Origin of the sequence: Aquimarina rubra (assembly GCF_042684305.1) — a bacterium.
Taxonomy (GTDB): domain Bacteria; phylum Bacteroidota; class Bacteroidia; order Flavobacteriales; family Flavobacteriaceae; genus Aquimarina; species Aquimarina rubra.
Map to the genome: position 1 here is coordinate 2,071,006 of NZ_JBHULE010000019.1, position 19,568 is coordinate 2,090,573.

Below are 19,568 nucleotides of genomic sequence, written 5' to 3' on the forward strand. Positions count from 1 at the left end.
TCCTGTGGCTCCGGTGTTTCCTGTTGCACCTGTGCTTCCTGTTACACCCGTAGCTCCTGTATTTCCTGTCGCACCAGTTGCTCCCGTGTTACCTGTCGCTCCGGTTGCGCCTGTGTTACCTGTAGCACCAGTATTTCCTGTGGCTCCAGTGTTTCCTGTGGCTCCAGTGCTTCCTGTTGCTCCAGTGTTTCCTGTGCTTCCTGTTGCTCCAGTGGCACCCGTTGCACCTGTTGCACCTGTACTTCCTGTAGCTCCGGTTGCTCCTGTACTTCCTGTAGCACCAGTTACTCCCGTGTTACCTGTAGCTCCGGTTGCACCTGTACTTCCTGTAACACCAGTTGCACCTGTGTTTCCTGTCGCACCCGTTGCACCTGTGCTTCCCGTTGCACCCGTGCTTCCTGTAGCGCCTGTGGCTCCAGTGCTTCCTGTTGCGCCTGTATTACCTGTAGCACCAGTTGCGCCTGTATTTCCTGTAGCGCCTGTTGCTCCAGTGCTTCCTGTTGCTCCAGTGTTTCCTGTGCTTCCTGTTGCTCCCGTACTTCCTGTCGCACCAGTTGCTCCTGTGCTACCTGTGGCTCCAGTGTTTCCTGTATTTCCCGTAGCTCCTGTTGCACCTGTGCTTCCTGTTGCTCCAGTGTTTCCTGTGCTTCCTGTTGCTCCCGTACTTCCTGTAGCACCAGTTGCTCCTGTGCTACCTGTGGCTCCTGTTGCACCTGTGCTTCCTGTTGCTCCAGTGCTTCCTGTAGCGCCTGTTGCTCCAGTGTTTCCTGTAGCACCAGTTGCTCCTGTATTTCCTGTGGCTCCGGTTGCTCCTGTATTTCCTGTCGCACCAGTTGCTCCCGTGTTACCTGTCGCTCCGGTTGCGCCTGTGTTACCTGTAGCTCCGGTTGCTCCTGTATTACCAGTAGCACCAGTTGATCCTGTGTTACCTGTAGCTCCGGTTGCACCTGTATTTCCTGTCGCTCCAGTTGCTCCTGTATTTCCTGTGGCTCCGGTTGCTCCTGTATTTCCTGTCGCACCAGTTGCTCCTGTGCTTCCTGTTGCTCCAGTGTTACCTGTGGCTCCCGTAGCGCCTGTTGCTCCTGTTGCTCCAGTGTTACCTGTTGCTCCAGTTGCACCTGTACTTCCTGTAGCACCAGTTGCTCCTGTACTACCTGTGGCTCCTGTAGCTCCGGTTGCACCTGTGCTTCCAGTTGCTCCTGTATTTCCTGTCGCACCAGTTGCGCCTGTGTTACCTGTAGCTCCTGTATTTCCTGTAGCGCCTGTTGCTCCAGTGTTACCTGTTGCTCCGGTTGCACCTGTATTTCCTGTCGCACCAGTTGCTCCTGTACTACCTGTAGCTCCGGTTGCGCCTGTGTTTCCTGTCGCGCCAGTTGCGCCAGTGTTCCCTGTAGCACCAGTTGCGCCAGTGTTTCCTGTCGCACCCGTTGCACCTGTGTTTCCTGTATTACCAGTTGCTCCTGTATTTCCTGTCGCACCAGTTGCGCCTGTGTTACCTGTAGCTCCTGTAGCTCCTGTAGCACCAGTTGCTCCTGTATTACCAGTAGCACCAGTAGCACCTGTACTTCCTGTGGAACCAGTTGCTCCTGTATTTCCTGTGGCTCCGGTTGCTCCTGTATTTCCTGTCGCACCAGTTGCTCCTGTATTACCTGTAGCACCAGTTGCTCCTGTGCTTCCTGTTGCTCCAGTGTTACCTGTGGCTCCAGTGTTACCTGTGGCTCCAGTGTTACCTGTGGCTCCCGTAGCTCCTGTTGAACCTGTTGCGCCTGTATTACCTGTAGCACCAGTTGCTCCTGTGCTTCCTGTTGCACCCGTGCTTCCTGTAGCGCCTGTTGCTCCAGTGTTTCCTGTGGCTCCGGTTGCACCTGTATTTCCTGTAGCTCCAGTGCTTCCTGTCGCACCAGTTGCCCCTGTGCTACCTGTGGCTCCAGTGCTTCCCGTAGCGCCTGTTGCTCCTGTGCTTCCAGTTGCTCCAGTGTTACCTGTGGCTCCGGTTGCGCCTGTATTACCAGTTGCTCCTGTATTTCCTGTCGCACCAGTGTTACCTGTTGCTCCGGTTGCACCTGTATTTCCTGTCGCACCAGTTGCTCCTGTACTACCTGTAGCTCCGGTTGCGCCTGTGTTTCCTGTCGCGCCAGTTGCGCCAGTGTTTCCTGTCGCACCCGTTGCACCTGTGTTTCCTGTATTACCAGTTGCTCCAGTGTTACCTGTTGCTCCGGTTGCACCTGTATTTCCTGTCGCACCAGTTGCTCCTGTACTACCTGTAGCTCCGGTTGCGCCAGTATCACCTGTCGCACCCGTTGCGCCAGTGTTTCCTGTCGCACCCGTTGCACCTGTGTTTCCTGTATTACCAGTTGCTCCTGTATTTCCTGTCGCACCAGTTGCGCCTGTGTTACCTGTAGCTCCAGTGCTTCCTGTAGCGCCTGTTGCTCCAGTGTTACCTGTGGCTCCGGTTGCGCCTGTATTACCAGTAGCACCTGTACTTCCTGTGGCTCCGGTTGCACCTGTATTTCCTGTCGCACCAGTTGCTCCTGTGCTACCTGTGGCTCCAGTGTTTCCTGTTGAACCTGTGCTTCCCGTTGCACCCGTGCTTCCCGTAGCGCCTGTTGCTCCAGTGTTACCTGTGGCTCCGGTTGCGCCTGTATTACCAGTTGCACCTGTATTTCCTGTGCTTCCAGTTGCGCCTGTGTTACCTGTAGCTCCTGTATTTCCTGTAGCGCCTGTTGCTCCAATGTTACCTGTTGCTCCGGTTGCACCTGTATTTCCTGTCGCACCAGTTGCTCCTGTGGCTCCAGTGTTTCCTGTTGAACCTGTGCTTCCCGTTGCACCCGTGCTTCCCGTAGCGCCTGTTGCTCCTGTTGCTCCAGTGTTACCTGTTGCTCCAGTTGCACCTGTACTTCCTGTAGCACCAGTTGCTCCTGTACTACCTGTGGCTCCTGTAGCTCCGGTTGCACCTGTGCTTCCAGTTGCTCCTGTATTTCCTGTCGCACCAGTTGCGCCTGTGTTACCTGTAGCTCCTGTATTTCCTGTAGCGCCTGTTGCTCCAGTGTTACCTGTAGCTCCGGTTGCACCTGTATTTCCTGTAGCTCCAGTGCTTCCTGTCGCACCAGTTGCTCCTGTGCTACCTGTGGCTCCAGTGCTTCCCGTAGCGCCTGTTGCTCCTGTGCTTCCAGTTGCTCCTGTTGCTCCAGTGTTACCTGTGGCTCCGGTTGCGCCTGTATTACCAGTTGCTCCTGTATTTCCTGTCGCACCAGTTGCGCCTGTGTTACCTGTAGCTCCTGTATTTCCTGTAGCGCCTGTTGCTCCAGTGTTACCTGTTGCTCCGGTTGCACCTGTATTTCCTGTCGCACCAGTTGCTCCTGTGCTACCTGTGGCTCCAGTGCTTCCCGTAGCGCCTGTTGCTCCTGTGCTTCCAGTTGCTCCTGTTGCTCCAGTGTTACCTGTGGCTCCGGTTGCGCCTGTATTACCAGTTGCTCCTGTATTTCCTGTCGCACCAGTGGCGCCTGTGTTACCTGTAGCTCCTGTATTTCCTGTAGCGCCTGTTGCTCCAGTGTTACCTGTTGCTCCGGTTGCACCTGTATTTCCTGTCGCACCAGTTGCTCCTGTGCTACCTGTGGCTCCAGTGTTTCCTGTTGAACCTGTGCTTCCCGTTGCACCCGTGCTTCCCGTAGCGCCTGTTGCTCCTGTGCTTCCAGTTGCTCCTGTTACTCCAGTGTTACCTGTTGCTCCGGTTGCACCTGTACTTCCTGTAGCACCAGTTGCTCCTGTACTACCTGTGGCTCCTGTAGCTCCGGTTGCACCTGTGCTTCCAGTTGCGCCTGTATTACCAGTTGCTCCTGTATTTCCTGTCGCACCAGTTGCTCCTGTATTTCCTGTGGCTCCGGTTGCTCCTGTATTTCCTGTGGCTCCGGTTGCACCTGTATTTCCTGTAGCGCCTGTTGCTCCAGTGTTTCCTGTAGCACCAGTTGCTCCTGTATTTCCTGTCGCACCAGTATTTCCTGTGGCTCCAGTGTTTCCTGTGGCTCCAGTGCTTCCTGTTGCTCCCGTACTTCCTGTTGCACCCGTGCTTCCTGTAGCGCCTGTTGCTCCAGTGTTTCCTGTGGCTCCGGTTGCACCTGTATTTCCTGTCGCACCAGTTGCTCCCGTGTTACCTGTCGCTCCGGTTGCGCCTGTGTTACCTGTAGCTCCGGTTGCTCCTGTATTTCCTGTCGCACCAGTTGCTCCTGTGTTACCTGTAGCTCCGGTTGCACCTGTATTTCCTGTAGCACCAGTTGCTCCTGTATTTCCTGTGCTTCCTGTTGCTCCCGTACTTCCTGTCTCACCAGTTGCTCCTGTGCTACCTGTTGCTCCAGTGTTTCCTGTAGTTCCCGTAGCTCCTGTTGCACCTGTGCTTCCCGTTGCACCCGTGCTTCCTGTAGCACCAGTTGCTCCTGTATTTCCTGTGGCTCCGGTTGCACCTGTATTTCCTGTAGCACCAGTTGCTCCTGTATTACCAGTAGCACCTGTAGCACCTGTATTTCCTGTGGCTCCGGTTGCTCCTGTATTTCCTGTCGCACCAGTTGCTCCTGTGCTTCCTGTTGCTCCAGTGTTACCTGTGGCTCCCGTAGCGCCTGTTGCTCCTGTTGCTCCAGTGTTACCTGTTGCTCCAGTTGCACCTGTACTTCCTGTAGCACCCGTTGCGCCAGTATTACCTGTCGCACCCGTTGCGCCAGTGTTTCCTGTCGCACCCGTTGCACCTGTGTTTCCTGTTGCACCTGTTGCTCCTGTTGCTCCTGTATTTCCTGTCGCACCAGTTGCGCCTGTGTTACCTGTAGCTCCTGTATTTCCTGTAGCGCCTGTTGCTCCAGTGTTACCTGTGGCTCCGGTTGCACCTGTATTTCCTGTCGCACCAGTTGCACCTGTACTTCCTGTAGCTCCGGTACTACCCGTAGCACCCGTGCTTCCTGTTGCTCCCGTAGCTCCCGTAGCTCCAGTGCTTCCTGTAGCGCCTGTTGCACCTGTGCTTCCTGTAGCTCCGGTTGCACCTGTATTTCCTGTCGCACCCGTTGCACCTGTGTTTCCTGTAGCTCCGGTTGCGCCTGTATTACCAGTAGCACCTGTACTACCTGTGGCTCCTGTAGCTCCGGTTGCACCTGTGCTTCCAGTTGCACCTGTATTTCCTGTAGTTCCTGTTGCTCCCGTGTTACCTGTAGCTCCGGTTGCTCCTGTATTTCCTGTTGCACCCGTTGCTCCCGTGTTACCTGTCGCTCCGGTTGCACCTGTATTTCCTGTAGCACCAGTTGCTCCTGTACTACCTGTGGCTCCTGTAGCTCCTGTAGCTCCTGTAGCTCCGGTTGCACCTGTGCTTCCAGTTGCTCCTGTATTTCCTGTCGCACCAGTTGCGCCTGTGTTACCTGTAGCTCCTGTATTTCCTGTAGCTCCTGTTGCTCCAGTGTTACCTGTGGCTCCGGTTGCGCCTGTATTACCAGTAGCACCTGTATTTCCTGTCGCACCAGTTGCTCCCGTGTTACCTGTAGCACCAGTTGCACCTGTGTTACCGGTTGCTCCGGTGGCACCTGTACTTCCTGTAGCACCAGTTGCTCCTGTGTTACCGGTTGCTCCCGTAGCTCCTGTACTTCCTATAGCACCAGTTGCTCCCGTGTTTCCTGTTGCTCCGGTTGCACCTGTATTTCCTGCCGCACCAGTTGCTCCTGTGTTACCTGTAGCTCCGGTTGCACCTGTATTTCCTGTAGCTCCAGTGCTTCCAGTTGCTCCTGTGCTACCTGTGGCTCCTGTTGCTCCAGTATTTCCTGTTGCTCCAGTTGCGCCAGTGTTACCTGTAGCTCCTGTATTACCAGTAGCACCACTACTTCCTGTGGCTCCGGTTGCACCTGTGCTTCCTGTGGCTCCTGTTGCTCCAGTGTTACCTGTTGCTCCGGTTGCACCTGTAGCACCAACGGTTCCTATGTTCGTTACTGTGCCATCTTCCGCGGTATAAGTAAAAGTACCGTCACCGTTATCAAGTAGTGTGGATATTGTTTCAGTAACACTTCCTCCTCCATTTGATAAGGATATTGTATTTCCAATTTGGCTTAATATCTGTATTTCGTTAGTAGGATCTGGATCTGGATCATTAATGAGAGATGTTAAATCAACAAAACCACCATTTTCAAGAGTCAATATATTAGTAATGGGATTGAACGTTAATGTCTGATTATCGTTGCCAGTACAGAGGCTTGTCCAACTATCGTCGTTATATTGAAAAATACAATTGTCGTCAGTATTATAGATCAGAGCTCCATTTAATGGAGTAATTGAATTCATTTGGGCAGTACTAACCCGTGTTAAAACAAAAGCTTTGTCAACACTTTCTAATTCCAATATAGAAGAAGCATCTATTTGGTTGGGGTTATCGCCAATTTTCACCTGAGTATAGATACAGGTAATTGGCAATAAAATACATATGAAAAGAAGTAATTTTACCTTCATAGGCAGTAGGAAATTTCCTTTTAAAAGAGTTTTACCTCCTTTTGATTGGGGTTTTTACGTAATTTACTTTGTTTAAACAAATTAACTATTTTTCTAGGTAAAAATAGACAAAATGCTAATATATTAATATTTTCTTAAAAGCAAAAATACTTTTTTTATTCGATAAACCGCATTTATTTTCGATAAAATACATTTTTTTGTCAATTTTATTCTTTGATCAAACTGTTGTAAATCAATTGTAATAATTGTTTATAATTGATTTTAGTTGGTTTTAAGATAAATTAATCCTTTAAAAAATAATTTTATATTTAGTTTTGATTTTTAAAGAATTCCAATACATTTACCTTCGTAAATGCGGGAGTAGCTCAGTTGGTAGAGCGTCAGCCTTCCAAGCTGAATGTCGCCGGTTCGAACCCGGTCTCCCGCTCAAAAAAGCCTTATCAATACTTGAGAAGGCTTTTTTTAATATGTTAATAAAAAGCTCTGTTATTAATTAGTTGTTCTATATTTGTAATTAAACATAAGCATATTACCAGTGATTCGGATTGCAGCTATTATACCTGCCTATAATGAAGAAAAAAGCATTGCCAAAGTTGTAAGGTCTATTAGAAAAATACAAAGTTCAAAATTTGTTATAGATGCAATTGTAGTTAATGATTCTTCTAATGATAATACTTCCGAAATTATTCACGCTTTACCGTGTATTCCTTTAGACTTACCTATTAATTTGGGCATAGGAGGGGCTGTTCAAACGGGTTTTATTTATGCTTATGAAAATAATTACGATTACGCAATTCAGGTAGATGGCGATGGGCAGCACCCTTCAGATCAAATTGAAAAATTGTTTTTAGTAATTCACAGTCAATTTGATGTAGTTATTGGTTCTCGTTTTATTGAGAATGAAGGTTTCCAATCAACGAAATTACGTAGATTAGGAATTAAATACTTTATGCTATTAAATAAGGTAATTCTAAATGTTAAGATAACTGATTGTACGTCAGGTTTTAGAATGATAAATAGAAAAGCTTTAAAAATCGTATATGACTATTACCCTGATGAATATCCTGAACCCGAATCAATAGTTTTATTTTCTCTTAATAATCTTAGGATGGTAGAGGTGCCAGTTGTTATGAAACAACGGCAAGGAGGTGTTTCTTCCATCAATTTTGTTTCATCAATTTATTATATGATCAAAGTTACCTTAGCTATTTTTTATACATTTATAAGAATTAAATTTCGGAGAAAGTAGGAATTAAACTTCTATTTTTTAACTAAAAAAAGAATTGATGGAGAAGATTCAGGTTTTGGCCATTATAGCTAGCTTATTATTTACGTTTTTTGTCATTCGATTGATTATTAAAGGTAAGCTAAGGGAAGAATATTCGGTGGTATGGATAGTATGCACATTTTTTTTGATCCTTTTTTCATTTTGGCGAAAGGGATTGGATTTTGTTTCGGGATTGCTTGGAATTTATGAGCCTCCAAACTTTGTTTTTACTACTAGTGTATTTGTTATATTTATTTATCTTTTGTACTTAAGTGTAGTCGTTTCTAAACTTCAAGATCAGAATAAAAAGTTAGCGCAAGAGATAGCATTATTGAAACAACAAATTGAGTCTAAAAGTTAAAATGATCATTGATGAAAAACAATTTGTTTTTATTTAGTATTGATCTAGAGGATGTTCGCTTTGGAATAAAAAACGGATTGCAATATAAGGCAAGTGTTGAGGCATTGGTAGAAGCATATTTAACTTTTTTAAATCAATATAAGGCGAAGGCTACTTTTTTTACTGTTGGGAATATTCCTAAACACTATCCTGATCTTATTAAAATGATTGTAGATGAAGGACATGAAATAGCCTGTCATTCAAATCAACATATTCCGGTAACAAATCAAACAGAAAGTGAGTTTAGAGATGATGTTTTTCGTAATGTAGAAAACTTATTGAAGGCAGGAGCCAATGAAGTAATAGGCTACAGAGCACCTATATTTTCTATCACCAAAGAAACTTCTTGGGCATATGACGTACTTGCCGATATGAATTTTGTTTATTCCAGTTCCATACTTCCTGCTAAGAATCCTCTATATGGGTGGGAGAATTTTGGTGAAAAACCTAAGAAAATGGGAGAAGATCTTTGGGAAATACCTATGAGCTTGCGAAAAAGTTCTTTTTTTAAGGTCCCATTTTCAGGAGGTGTTTATTTTAGATTTTTACCTTTTTTTATGATTAAGAAAAGTTTTAGCCAACATTTTAAAGAGGGCAGAGCTGTTACCAGTTATTTTCATCCTTATGATATTGATACTGATCAAGAAAGATTTATGCATCCGGGAATTGATAATAATAGAATTTATAATCAACTTTTGTATTGTAACCGAAAGGGAGTTTTTCCAAGATTGCACAAAATAATGGATGTTTTTCAACCAAAGATTATTACATATAAAAGTTTTGTAGAGCTTTTAGAGAAAAATGATTGATATTTTTTGAATCAAAAATTCATAGATGCAAGACATTTAGATTTATTATTAATAAATTTAAAAAATTAAGATTATATAGGATATAAATGAATTATACTTTTAAACCTATCCAAACAGATGATAATTCAATTGAGGAAATAAGTAATGTTCTTCAGGGGACTTTTCCAAATACAAAAAAATTTACCAAGGAATTTGTTCGCTGGCAATATGCCGATAATCCCATTGGTCCTATGATCGGTTACAATGCATATTTAGGGGATCAATTAGCAGCTCATTATGCTTTAATGCCTTTAAAAGCTTGTATAGATGGTAAAGAAGAAAAAGGGTTGCTTTCGCTTAATACAGCAACTCACCCTAATCATAGAGGGAAGGGATTGTTTACGACTCTAGCTCAAAAAAGTTACGACCTCGCGATTGATGAAGGTTATAGTTTTGTGGTTGGAGTTGCTAATGCTCAGAGTACTCCAGGTTTTTTGAAAAAATTAGATTTTCAGCTAGCTGGAAGTTTGGAAGCTAAACTTGGTTTAGGTAAGGTTGCATATAAAGATGCGAATGACACTTTCATTTTTGAGAGAATTTGGGATGAAGCTTCTTTACATTGGCGCTTATCAAATCCTGAATTACCTTATCACGTGAAAAAAGGAAGAGTGTCGGTGAGGACTGATAATCTCTTTATTCAAGCTGTACTTAGAGATTTTGGAGAAAAACAGTTTGTTCCTAATAAGAATCATCCATTAGGTTTTAGACCTATTAGACTCTGGATTGGTATTAATCATAATATAGACTGGAAGAAATCCTTTTATTTTGATATTCCTTCAAGATTTAGACCTTCTCCTTTAAATTTAATTTTTAAGGATCTTAGTAGTAAGAATAGAAAGTTTAAATCTTCTGAAGTTAGGTTTAGTGCACTGGATTTTGATGCTTATTGATTTTATTGAGTTACTAATTAATTTAATTTATAAAAAAAAGTCTGAAAGCTTTTTAAAAATCTGATGAAAACTAATTTACAAATAGACGGTTAAGTTCTAATAATAATTATGAGTAGAGATATCAAATTGTCCTTAGTAGTACCTGTATATTTTGAAGAAGAGGTGATTAATCAATTTATTAAAGAAGTTGTTGAGGAGCTGGATATTTTAAAGATTAACTACGAAGTTATCTTCATAGATGACGGGAGTACTGATAATACCGTTAATTTAATAAAAGATGAAGCTAAGGAAAATGATAATATTAAACTGTTAGAATTATCATATAATCACGGTAAACAGGCTGCGGTGACTGCAGGCATTAATTATTCTAAAGGTGAGTACTTGATTTATATGGATCCTGATCTACAAGACCCTCCCAAAGAAATTAAGAATTTTATTGTTGAAATAGAAAAAGGATATGACTTGGTTTTTGGAGTAAGAAAACAAAAAAAAGACAGTCTGAAAAATAGATTTTTTTCAAAAATATTCTGGTCCGTACTAGATAAATACACTGGATTAGATTTACCAAGAGGATTAGCGGTAATGAGAATTTTTAATAGAGACTTTGCAGAGAGGTTTTTGATGTATAAAGAGCAAAACCGTTTCATTGAAGGTATATTTATGCATATAGGAATGAATCAATCGGTTATAGAAATAGAGCAACGTGAGCGATTTGCAGGGGTGAGTAAATTCAATTTTAAAAGAAAAATGAATCTTGCCTTTGATGCTATTTTTGACTTTTCAGAACTTCCGTTAAAGTTAGCGGTTAGATTTGGTATTTTTTTAGCCTTAATAGGAACACTAGCTTTGTTTGTAATATTGATAGTGAAGTTGTTTTTTGTAGATTTCCAACCTGGCTGGCCATCAATTTTTGGTTTCCTAATTTTATCATTGGGAATACAGCTTTTCTTTATAGGACTTTTGGCTCTATATATAGGGCGCATTTATAGGGAGTCAAAATCTCGACCACTTTTTTCAATTAAAGATACTACTAATATTTAAGCAAAAATGAAAATAGCAATAGTTGGGAGCAATAGCTTTTTAGCTCAAGCTTTATTAGTTGAATTAAGTTCCAGATATGATGATATTATTCAGGTTTATCATCAAAGAAGCTATAGACTCTCTAATAAATTCCGGCAAATAAGTATTAATGAATTTTTAGAACAGAAGCCTGTTGTTGATTATATTTTTTATATAGCATCTCATATTAGTTTTGAAGAAAGTTTAACAGAGATAAATAAAATTTATTCGGTAAATATCTACTTGTTGAAGAATATTTCTGAAACCTTTCAAAATGCTAAAATTGTTCATGCTTCCTCAGTAGCTTTATATGAAAATTCTGGAAAAATTATTACCGAGGAATCTGCAGTAAACCCAAAAAACAGCTATGGTATATCGAAATTATGGGGAGAATTAATCGTGAAAAACCATAAAGAAGGAGGAATAAATGTTAGAATTTCATCCCTATTTGGTGAAGGAATGAATCGGGGGACTTTTTTACCGGAGATTATTATTAGTGCTATAAGTAAGAAAGAAATATGTTTATACGGAGATGGAAGTAGAATGCAGAATTATGTATATGTAAAAGATGTAGCAGAGATTTTAGAAAAAGCTATGCAAAAAAAAACGGATATTCCACTATTAGCAGTAGGAAACAGGTCATATTCTAATTATGAAGTGGCAACTATGATTAAAGATTTTCTCCCTGATGTAAGTATTGTTTATAAAAAGGAAGATGCTAGTAGAAGCTTTTTTTATGACGATTCAAGTACTAACAAAATATTAGGTATCAATAGAACTAATATCTTTAAAGAACAATTAAGACAAACCGCTCTATGGATACAAAAACAATATTAGTAACGGGTATAGGAGGTAATGTAGGACAAGGTATTTTACGTAATATCAAAAATTTGGATTTCTCTATAAAACTAATTGGGTGCGATATTTCATCATTTACTGCGGGGAATCATTTATGTGATAAAACTTATCAGGTTCCGTATGCATATGAAGAGAATTATCTAACTGAAATATCAAAAATTGTAAAGGAACAGAAGGTGGATATGATTATTCCATCTACAGACTACGAGATCTATTATTTGGGTTTGTGTAAGGGTAAGTTAGATACTTTTATATTGGCTTCAGATCCAGAAATTTCAAAACAATTTTTAGATAAGTATTTAACTTGGAAGCTTTTTGATAAGCATGATATTCCTTTTGCTAAATCCTGGTTGCCGAAAGAGTACGATAACTCTGAAAAAGAAGTTATAGCAAAACCTAGGAAAGGTAGAGGATCCAGAGGTATTATAATAAACCCAAAAAATATTTCTAGATTGGGGGATGATTATATGATACAGAAATTGTATAATGGCAAAGAAGTTACTACCGCGGTCTATGTAAATAAAAAACAAGAAATTCATGGTGTTTGTTCTATGGAAAGAACATTAGAAAATGGAACAACCTCTAAAATAATATTGAATAATTCATATGATGATAAATTAAAAGAAATAGCAGAAGAAATCGTCAAGCTCAAAGGTGTTATAGGAAGTTTCAATATTCAAAGTATAATAGATAGTACTTCGCAGGTGTATCCTTTTGAAATAAATTGCAGGATTTCAGGTACAAATTCGATAAGACATAATTTAGGTTTTCAAGATGTAAAATATGCAGTGCAAGAGTATTTATATGATATATCTCCTGATGATGTTAACATCAAAAACCCTAAAGCTGTAGCTATAAGAATCTTGATGGATATTATTTATCCAGAAGCAACGTCTTTTGAAGACCTTAATGATAATTCTTTTAAACACTTTATATACTAAAATGAGTAAATACGAATACATTCTCTTTGATGTTGCAGGAACACTTTTGCATAAGCCTACTTTTTACAGTACCTTTTTAAAGGTACTCGAAAAGGAAGGATACTTCATAGAAAGTATCGAATTTAAGAGAAAACATAAACTGTTGTCTGAGGTTATTCATTTTCCTGATAGGACAAACAGGAAGTTTTATGATTATTTTAATACTGAATTACTGTATTTATTGGGAGTAATTCCAACCCATGATTTGTTGAAAAAATTATTTGAACGTTGCTCTTATTTGCCTTGGGAAAAGTTTTCTGATACCGATATACTACAAAAAATAGAAATTCCTAAGGGAATTATATCCAATTTTAATAATACATTGAAAGAAAAAATAGATCATTTTTTTGATCCTTTTTTTAGGGATATTTTAGTGTCTGAAGAATTAGGAGTGGCTAAACCTAGTGTAGATTTTTATCAAAAGACATTAGAGCATATTAATGTTGATGCTAATAAAATACTTTATATTGGAGATTCTATTAAATTAGATATAGAGCCGTCAATAAAACTAGGCATGAATTCACTTTTAATCGACAGAGACTGCATTTTTCCGTCATCAACATACAGAATAGATTCACTTAATGAAGTTTTAAATTATATCTATGAATAGTGTTTTAGGAATCATTGGTGCTGGACATTTGGGTCAACAAATCGCTCATTATGCAATAACAGATAAGCACTTTGAACAGGTTGTTTTTTTTGACGATTTTACCAGCGACTCAAATATCAACGGCTGGCCCGTGTTGGGAAGGACACAGGATATATTAAAGAGTTTTTCTCAAAAAAAAATTACACATTTAATGATTGGTATTGGATACAAGCATATGGAGGCACGTGCTAATTTTTATGATATTTATAAAGACAAAATTCCATTTGCCAGAATTATACATTCCTCTTGTTGGGTAGATCCAACTGCAATAATTGGTGAGGGTGTCATTGTATACCCAAATTCTGCTATTGATGCTCATGTTGTAATTAAGAATAATGTCTTGTTGAATATTGGTTGCACAATCGCCCATGATACCAGTATAGCTTCGCATTGTTTCTTATCACCAAGAGTGGCTCTAGCTGGTTTTATTATAGTGGGTGAACAGGTAATCTTGGGAATTAATTGTACCGTAATCGATAATATTACCATTGGGCAGAATGTGAAAATAGGCGCGGGGGCGGTTGTAGTAAGAGATATCACTGAAAAAGGTACCTATGTCGGGGTGCCAGCCAAATTGAATAAAAAATAAAAATGAATAATGTATGTTAAGACTTTTATATCAATTTTTATTTAAAAAAATATCACCTATTGGGTTAGGGATATTCCGAATTGGCTATGGAATTAATTTTCTATTAGAAATCCTCAATATTTTTAATTACCGTCAGCTTTATTTTGATAAAATACCATACCTAGATGTTAACTTCCCTGATACCACATTATTGTTTTTGTTGTGGATGGTCATTATTTCTTTTTTGGTTGTTGGATATTACACAAGAATTTCAGCTATACTGAACTATGTGTTCACCATAGTATTTATTTCCAGTATGACTACATATGAATATCATATGTTTTATACATATACCGGAGTAAATTTTTTGCTAATATTTCTACCCATTCAGAAGGTGTTATCAATAGATTTTCTTCGAATGAAGTTTCGGTGTATTGAAAAAGGAATTAATTATAAAATAGAAAAGGTGGCAAAAATAAATTATTTATTACCTGCATTTGTGGGGATAGGTCTGTTTTATTTTGACTCGGCTTTTACCTATAAAATATATTCACCCATGTGGCTTAAAGGCCTGGGAGTATGGTTGCCTTCGTCGATACCACACATAACTATTTCTGAGAATCAGTGGTTTTTGAATCAAGAGTTTCTAGTTAAGTTTTTATCCTACTTAACTATGTTATTTGAGTTTATGTTCATTTTTTTATTCTGGCATAAGAGATACAGAGTTTTTCTTCTACTTATAGGTTTAGGTTTACATTTAGGAATAGCTATGGAGTTTCCTATTCCGTACTTTGCGATGGGCTATGTCGCCATTTATTTGATTATGGTGCCAGTTACCTTTTGGGGGTTATTATGGAAAAAAATAATTAACAAACAACCGAAACTAACTTTGTTTTATGATAAAAGAAACTTGTCTATAGCTAAACTTGTTACTCTTATTCAATGTCTTGATATTTTCAAAGCAATTAGAGTTGAGAGCAAAGAAAGTTTTTCTGCAAGTGACGATGTAGTGTTTCAAAGTGATTTAATTTTAGCTGATTCTGATCAAAAAATATACACCGGAAATGCATTACTTCCAATAATCTGTAAATCGTCACCTCTGTGCTATCCTATTCTGTGGTTGTCCAGAGTTGTTTTATTCAAAAATACATTTATTGGCTCCTTAGATCAGATTTCAGAAGACAAGAGCACTATAGAACTTGTTGATTTTAAAGGGGTTCCTTATCATGAAATACGGGATAAGTTTTTCGTATTAGTTATGATTTTGGCTTTCTTTCTTCAAATTCAGGTAAATCATAATTTTTTTGGGTCTGGCAAATTTGATGCAGCGGTTCACAAGATTTCAAAGCAATATTTTGGAATTACGCATCATGATGTTTTTGTGGATTCTCATTTAATAGGATATAACAATGTTTACACTATAAAATATGAAGGGGAATTACTTCCAATATTAGATGAGAGAGGAATGGCTGATAGGTATGTTTCTGGAGGTAGTTACGCATATTGGATTTTTAGAGTAAATATGCCTTATGTAAAAGAAAATGCATACTCACTTAGAAAGGGTATGATAGACTATACTTCTTTTTGGATGCATCGCAATGATATGGATTTATCCAAAATTCAAAAGTTTGAAATTGTTAGAAAAAAAGTAGCTTTATCTTTTCAATGGGAAAGAGATTTGCTTGAAAAAAATATAAATTCACCCTGGGAAAAAGTTGGTGAATTGAAATGGAAGGATAAAAAAGCACATTTTTTTTGGAGTTCAGATGGCCATAATAAATAAATCGAATATGATCCCTTTTAATAAACCCTATATGACTGGAGACGAGCTTTATTATATTAAAGATGCAGTTGCTCGTGGTAAAATTTCAGGAAATGGCTATTATACAGAAAAATGTCATACCTATTTTAAAGAACAAATAGGTTTTCGCAATTGTCTGTTAACCTCTTCTTGTACAGATGCTCTGGAGATGGCGGCGATACTGGTGGATATACAACCGGGAGATGAAGTAATTATGCCATCATATACATTTGTGTCCACGGCAAATGCATTTGTTTTAAGAGGAGCTAAAATCATTTTTGGAGATAGTTATACTAATAATCCAAATATAGATGCAAATCATCTTGAAAAGTTAATTACACAAAAAACAAAAGCTATTGTTGTGGTTCATTATGCAGGAGTGGCTTGCGATATGGATAAGATCATGGATCTTGCCAATAAACACAATGTTTATGTTATTGAAGATGCTGCGCAAGCCATTGACTCTTACTATAAAGGAAAACCGTTAGGTAGTATTGGGCATTTGGCAGCTTTTTCGTTTCACGAAACAAAAAATATCATTTCAGGGGAAGGAGGAATGCTGGTTGTAAATGATGAACGTTTTGATAAACGAGCAGAAATTATTTGGGAAAAGGGAACTAATCGTTCTGCTTTTTTTAGAGGAGAGGTAGATAAATATTCTTGGGTAGATATAGGTTCATCTTTTCTTCCATCAGATGTTACAGCTGCTTTTTTGTATGCGCAGTTAGAAAACTTAGCAAAAATTCAAACCAGAAGAAAAATGTTATGGTTTAATTATCAGAAAGGCTTGGCGCAATTAGAAGAGAATAACTTTTTACAACTCCCGTATATCCCAGAAGATGCATCTGTAAATGGTCATCTATTTTATCTGGTATGTAAAGATATTGAAGAAAGAACACAGTTTATCGCGTTTTTAAAAGGATACGATATTCATTGTGTTTTCCATTATTTGTCTTTGCATAAGAGTCCTTTTTACGGTCAGAATAGTGGATCGCAAGAACTTCCTCATTGCGATCACTTTGCTGATCGTTTAGTAAGGCTTCCTCTATATTACGAACTAGATATGACACATCAAGACCGAATAGTCGAATTGATAAAAAGATTCTTCAGTAAAATTAATTCATAATGAATCTCAAATTAGCATCCATTCTTAGAACCAAGTACAAAACAGCTTTTATTGTTTTGAGCTTGCTACTGGTATTCCTAATGCCAATTTTAAGTTTTGATTATGGTATTATTGAAGATGCTAAAGTGCATCAGGAACATGGGGAAAGGATTTTGGATTATTTTAAAGGTAAAGACAATACCGCTGCATTAAGTCCGCTTGATGAGCATGGTAATCTTCTTGACATATCTATCGACGAGCAAAATAAGGTGCGAGGAATGAATGGCTTTGGAGGTTTTTTTGATCTAGTTGCAAATTTTTTATATCAGTATCAGCCGATTACAGGGGTTTATGAATTCAGAAATTTTTTAAGTGCCTTATTTGGGGTTTTATTGTTTTTCTTCTGTGGGTTACTGGGTAAAGAACTTGGTGGATGGAAAACAGGTTTTTTTGCATTGGTGTTTGTATTGCTTTCACCACTTTTGTTCGGTCAGTCAATGTGTAATCCAAAGGATATTCCATTTGCAACTTTCTATATTATTTGTGTTTATCACCTTATTAAGTTGTTAAAAGAACTTCCAGAAGTCACTCCTAAAAGATCTTTGTACTTAATAATAAATATTTCTATACTAATAAATATCAGGCTACTTGGGCTTGTATTTATTGGGCAAATTATGGTGGCGGTTTTCTTTTGGTGGTTGATAAAAAACTATCAAAATAAGTTAACTAAGTCGGTTATTAAGAAATCCCTTTTGTTATTTTTAAAAATTACCATTATAGGATTATTGGGATATTTATGTACAGGTATATTATGGCCATATTTACAAACTAATCCATTTACAGGGCTGGTTGAACTATTCATCGCAGCAAAGGATTTTAAGGGATTTGAGGCTATACAATTATTTGAAGGAGAATGGAAGAGTAGTTTTGAAATGCCTTGGTATTACCCAATCAAGTACCTATTATATCTACAACTCCCGTTACACCTTTTTTTAGGGTTGTTTTTAATTCCTGTGATCTATTATAAGACAGAAAAGTTTAAAACTTTGCAATACTCAGTTGTTTTGTTTACAGGCTTATTTCCTCTCTTTCTAATTCTTGTGGGAAAACCAAATTATTATGACAATGCACGTCAGTTTTTGTTTCTAACACCCCCATTAATTGTTATGATTTCTCTGGCATATAACAAGCTAATAATACTCCAAAATAATAAATTGGGCAGGCGAGTTGTTTACATCTTGTTGTTGTTTTTGTTATTGCAACCATTAAAGTTTTTAATGACCAATCACCCTGTTCATTCTTTATACTATAATCCAATCATTGGTGGGATACAAGGAGCTTTTGGCAAATATGAAATTGACTATTGGGGTGTAGCTGTCAAACCGGCTGTCGAATGGTTAAAGAATAACGCCGAATCGGATGATAAGAAACCTGCCAGAGTAAGGTTATATTACGGTGATCAACTTAAAGCATCATATTTTTTAGGTAAAACTTCCAACTTGAATCACGTTATTGCTCCGGAAAAATCTTCTTATTGGGATTATTCTATAGTCCTGTTATCAGAGGCTAAGTATAATAAAAACCTTTTAAGAAACTGGCCTCCTGAAAACTCAGTATATTCAATTAATGTTGATGAAGTACCCATATGTGCTATTGTAAAAAATAATTTTAAACCCGATGATATTAAAAAACTGCAAGAACAACTGAAGCAAAAACCAGATTCCAAAGGTTTCATCCAACTAAGTTTGCTTTATTATAATAAAGAAGATTATGTTAATTGTATTAAAGCATCTAAAAAAGCAATTGATTTGAATCCTAATAGCAGTATAGCCTATAATAATATCTGTTCTTCATATAATGCGCTTAGTATGTTTGAGAGAGCCGTAAAAGCCTGTGAAAAAGCTTTGGAATTAAATCCAGATTTTCAACTAGCTAAGAATAATTTAAAATTTTCAGAAGATAGTATTCTACAACCTAATGATAAGCCTTTATCTGTTGATCAATATATTGCCTTGAGTCTTAAATATTATCAATTAGGTGACTATGATGATTGTATAAGAGTTAGTGAGGAATTGCTAAAGATTGATAAAGATAATGTAGTTGCTTACAATAACATTTGTTCAGCATATAATGCTTTGAAAAAATACCAAGATGCTATCAATGCTTGTAAAAAAGCTTTGGAACTTAGTCCTGATTTTCAATTAGCAAAAAATAATTTGAGATGGTCAAAAGAGCAATTAACTAAAGAAGGCTTTTAGGGTTGGTTATCCTTTTCTTGGAGCATCCAATTGAGATTGTTTTTTGCCAGTTGAAAACTTGGGTCTATATCGAGAGCTTTCTTGCAGTATATAATGCCCCGATCCCAATTCTTTAAGTTCGCATAAGCAAATCCTATATTATTTAAAGCAAATTTATTTCTTGGATTAATTTTAAGAATTTTTAAGTTCGTTTCTATACTTAATTGATACTGCCCATTATTTATATAGTTTAGTCCCTGGTTAATTAAATCAGTCTCTTGTGCAGCTATTTGTTCTTGAATGATGGAGTTGCTTTCAGATTCTTGAAGTTCAGATTTATTTTTAATCACGGTGAAAATAAAAAAGACTAAGGGAGTTATTAAGAAGAGAAGAAGTTCTAAAGCTAATTTTTGTTTTTTAGTTAATTTTAAATCCATG

The 19,568-nt window shown here is 38.6% G+C and carries 17 protein-coding genes and 1 tRNA gene; 13 read left to right on the plus strand and 5 right to left on the minus strand.

The window, feature by feature from the left end:
* Window positions 1-41 precede the first annotated feature (41 nt).
* From ACFSR1_RS17700 to ACFSR1_RS17715, 4 genes are read right to left on the minus strand one after another with little or no spacing between them, the layout of a single operon-like run.
* Entirely contained in the window at window positions 42-281 is a 240-nt protein-coding gene (locus ACFSR1_RS17700; RefSeq protein ID WP_378294347.1) for a hypothetical protein, read from the minus strand.
* A gap of 3 nt (window positions 282-284) precedes the next feature.
* Complete coding sequence (locus ACFSR1_RS17705; protein WP_378294348.1) at window positions 285-3,656, minus strand: hypothetical protein; 3,372 nt, start codon at window positions 3,654-3,656, stop codon at window positions 285-287.
* Between the two features lie 48 nt (window positions 3,657-3,704).
* Window positions 3,705-5,573, minus strand: coding sequence for a hypothetical protein (locus ACFSR1_RS17710; protein WP_378294349.1), 1,869 nt, complete (start codon window positions 5,571-5,573; stop codon window positions 3,705-3,707).
* A 45-nt stretch (window positions 5,574-5,618) separates the two neighbouring features.
* On the minus strand, window positions 5,619-5,933 hold the full coding sequence (locus tag ACFSR1_RS17715; protein ID WP_378294350.1) for a hypothetical protein: 315 nt from the start codon (window positions 5,931-5,933) through the stop codon (window positions 5,619-5,621).
* A gap of 889 nt (window positions 5,934-6,822) precedes the next feature.
* Here ACFSR1_RS17715 and ACFSR1_RS17720 point away from each other — a divergent pair.
* The 13 genes from ACFSR1_RS17720 to ACFSR1_RS17780 all read left to right on the plus strand — a co-directional run bounded on the left by ACFSR1_RS17720 (window position 6,823) and on the right by ACFSR1_RS17780 (window position 19,151).
* Window positions 6,823-6,895, plus strand: a tRNA-Gly gene (locus ACFSR1_RS17720).
* A 108-nt stretch (window positions 6,896-7,003) separates the two neighbouring features.
* Window positions 7,004-7,717 (plus strand): glycosyltransferase family 2 protein, encoded by a 714-nt coding sequence (locus ACFSR1_RS17725; protein ID WP_378294351.1) that lies wholly within the window; start codon window positions 7,004-7,006, stop codon window positions 7,715-7,717.
* A 37-nt stretch (window positions 7,718-7,754) separates the two neighbouring features.
* Window positions 7,755-8,096, plus strand: coding sequence for a DUF2304 domain-containing protein (locus tag ACFSR1_RS17730; protein WP_378294352.1), 342 nt, complete (start codon window positions 7,755-7,757; stop codon window positions 8,094-8,096).
* An 11-nt stretch (window positions 8,097-8,107) separates the two neighbouring features.
* Complete coding sequence (locus ACFSR1_RS17735) at window positions 8,108-8,944, plus strand: polysaccharide deacetylase family protein (RefSeq protein WP_378294353.1); 837 nt, start codon at window positions 8,108-8,110, stop codon at window positions 8,942-8,944.
* Window positions 8,945-9,030: 86 nt separating this feature from the next.
* On the plus strand, window positions 9,031-9,873 hold the full coding sequence (locus ACFSR1_RS17740; protein WP_378183109.1) for a GNAT family N-acetyltransferase: 843 nt from the start codon (window positions 9,031-9,033) through the stop codon (window positions 9,871-9,873).
* 108 nt (window positions 9,874-9,981) lie between these two features.
* Window positions 9,982-10,914 carry a glycosyltransferase family 2 protein gene (locus ACFSR1_RS17745; protein WP_378183112.1) on the plus strand — a complete coding sequence of 311 codons (933 nt, stop codon included), beginning with the start codon at window positions 9,982-9,984 and terminating at the stop codon, window positions 10,912-10,914.
* 6 nt (window positions 10,915-10,920) lie between these two features.
* Window positions 10,921-11,769: an NAD-dependent epimerase/dehydratase family protein gene (locus tag ACFSR1_RS17750; protein ID WP_378294354.1), complete on the plus strand. Its 849-nt coding sequence runs from the start codon at window positions 10,921-10,923 to the stop codon at window positions 11,767-11,769.
* Window positions 11,748-12,731, plus strand: a complete 984-nt coding sequence (locus ACFSR1_RS17755) for an ATP-grasp domain-containing protein (RefSeq protein ID WP_378294355.1) — start codon at window positions 11,748-11,750, stop codon at window positions 12,729-12,731. The genes ACFSR1_RS17750 and ACFSR1_RS17755 overlap by 22 nt, the downstream gene beginning before the upstream one ends.
* A 1-nt stretch (window position 12,732) precedes the next feature.
* Window positions 12,733-13,380, plus strand: coding sequence for an HAD family hydrolase (locus ACFSR1_RS17760; protein ID WP_378294356.1), 648 nt, complete (start codon window positions 12,733-12,735; stop codon window positions 13,378-13,380).
* Window positions 13,373-14,008: an acetyltransferase gene (locus ACFSR1_RS17765; RefSeq protein ID WP_378294357.1), complete on the plus strand. Its 636-nt coding sequence runs from the start codon at window positions 13,373-13,375 to the stop codon at window positions 14,006-14,008. The genes ACFSR1_RS17760 and ACFSR1_RS17765 overlap by 8 nt, the downstream gene beginning before the upstream one ends.
* Before the next feature lie 13 nt (window positions 14,009-14,021).
* Window positions 14,022-15,770 (plus strand): hypothetical protein, encoded by a 1,749-nt coding sequence (locus ACFSR1_RS17770; RefSeq protein ID WP_378294358.1) that lies wholly within the window; start codon window positions 14,022-14,024, stop codon window positions 15,768-15,770.
* Between the two features lie 7 nt (window positions 15,771-15,777).
* Window positions 15,778-16,914, plus strand: coding sequence for a dTDP-4-amino-4,6-dideoxygalactose transaminase (gene rffA, locus ACFSR1_RS17775; protein WP_378183130.1), 1,137 nt, complete (start codon window positions 15,778-15,780; stop codon window positions 16,912-16,914).
* Window positions 16,914-19,151 (plus strand): hypothetical protein, encoded by a 2,238-nt coding sequence (locus ACFSR1_RS17780; protein ID WP_378294359.1) that lies wholly within the window; start codon window positions 16,914-16,916, stop codon window positions 19,149-19,151. The genes rffA and ACFSR1_RS17780 overlap by 1 nt, the downstream gene beginning before the upstream one ends.
* On the opposite strand, the gene ACFSR1_RS17785 is transcribed toward ACFSR1_RS17780, so the two are convergent.
* Window positions 19,148-19,567 (minus strand): tetratricopeptide repeat protein, encoded by a 420-nt coding sequence (locus ACFSR1_RS17785; protein WP_378294360.1) that lies wholly within the window; start codon window positions 19,565-19,567, stop codon window positions 19,148-19,150. The two genes, ACFSR1_RS17780 and ACFSR1_RS17785, sit on opposite strands and share 4 nt — an antisense overlap.
* Window position 19,568: the final 1 nt, after the last annotated feature.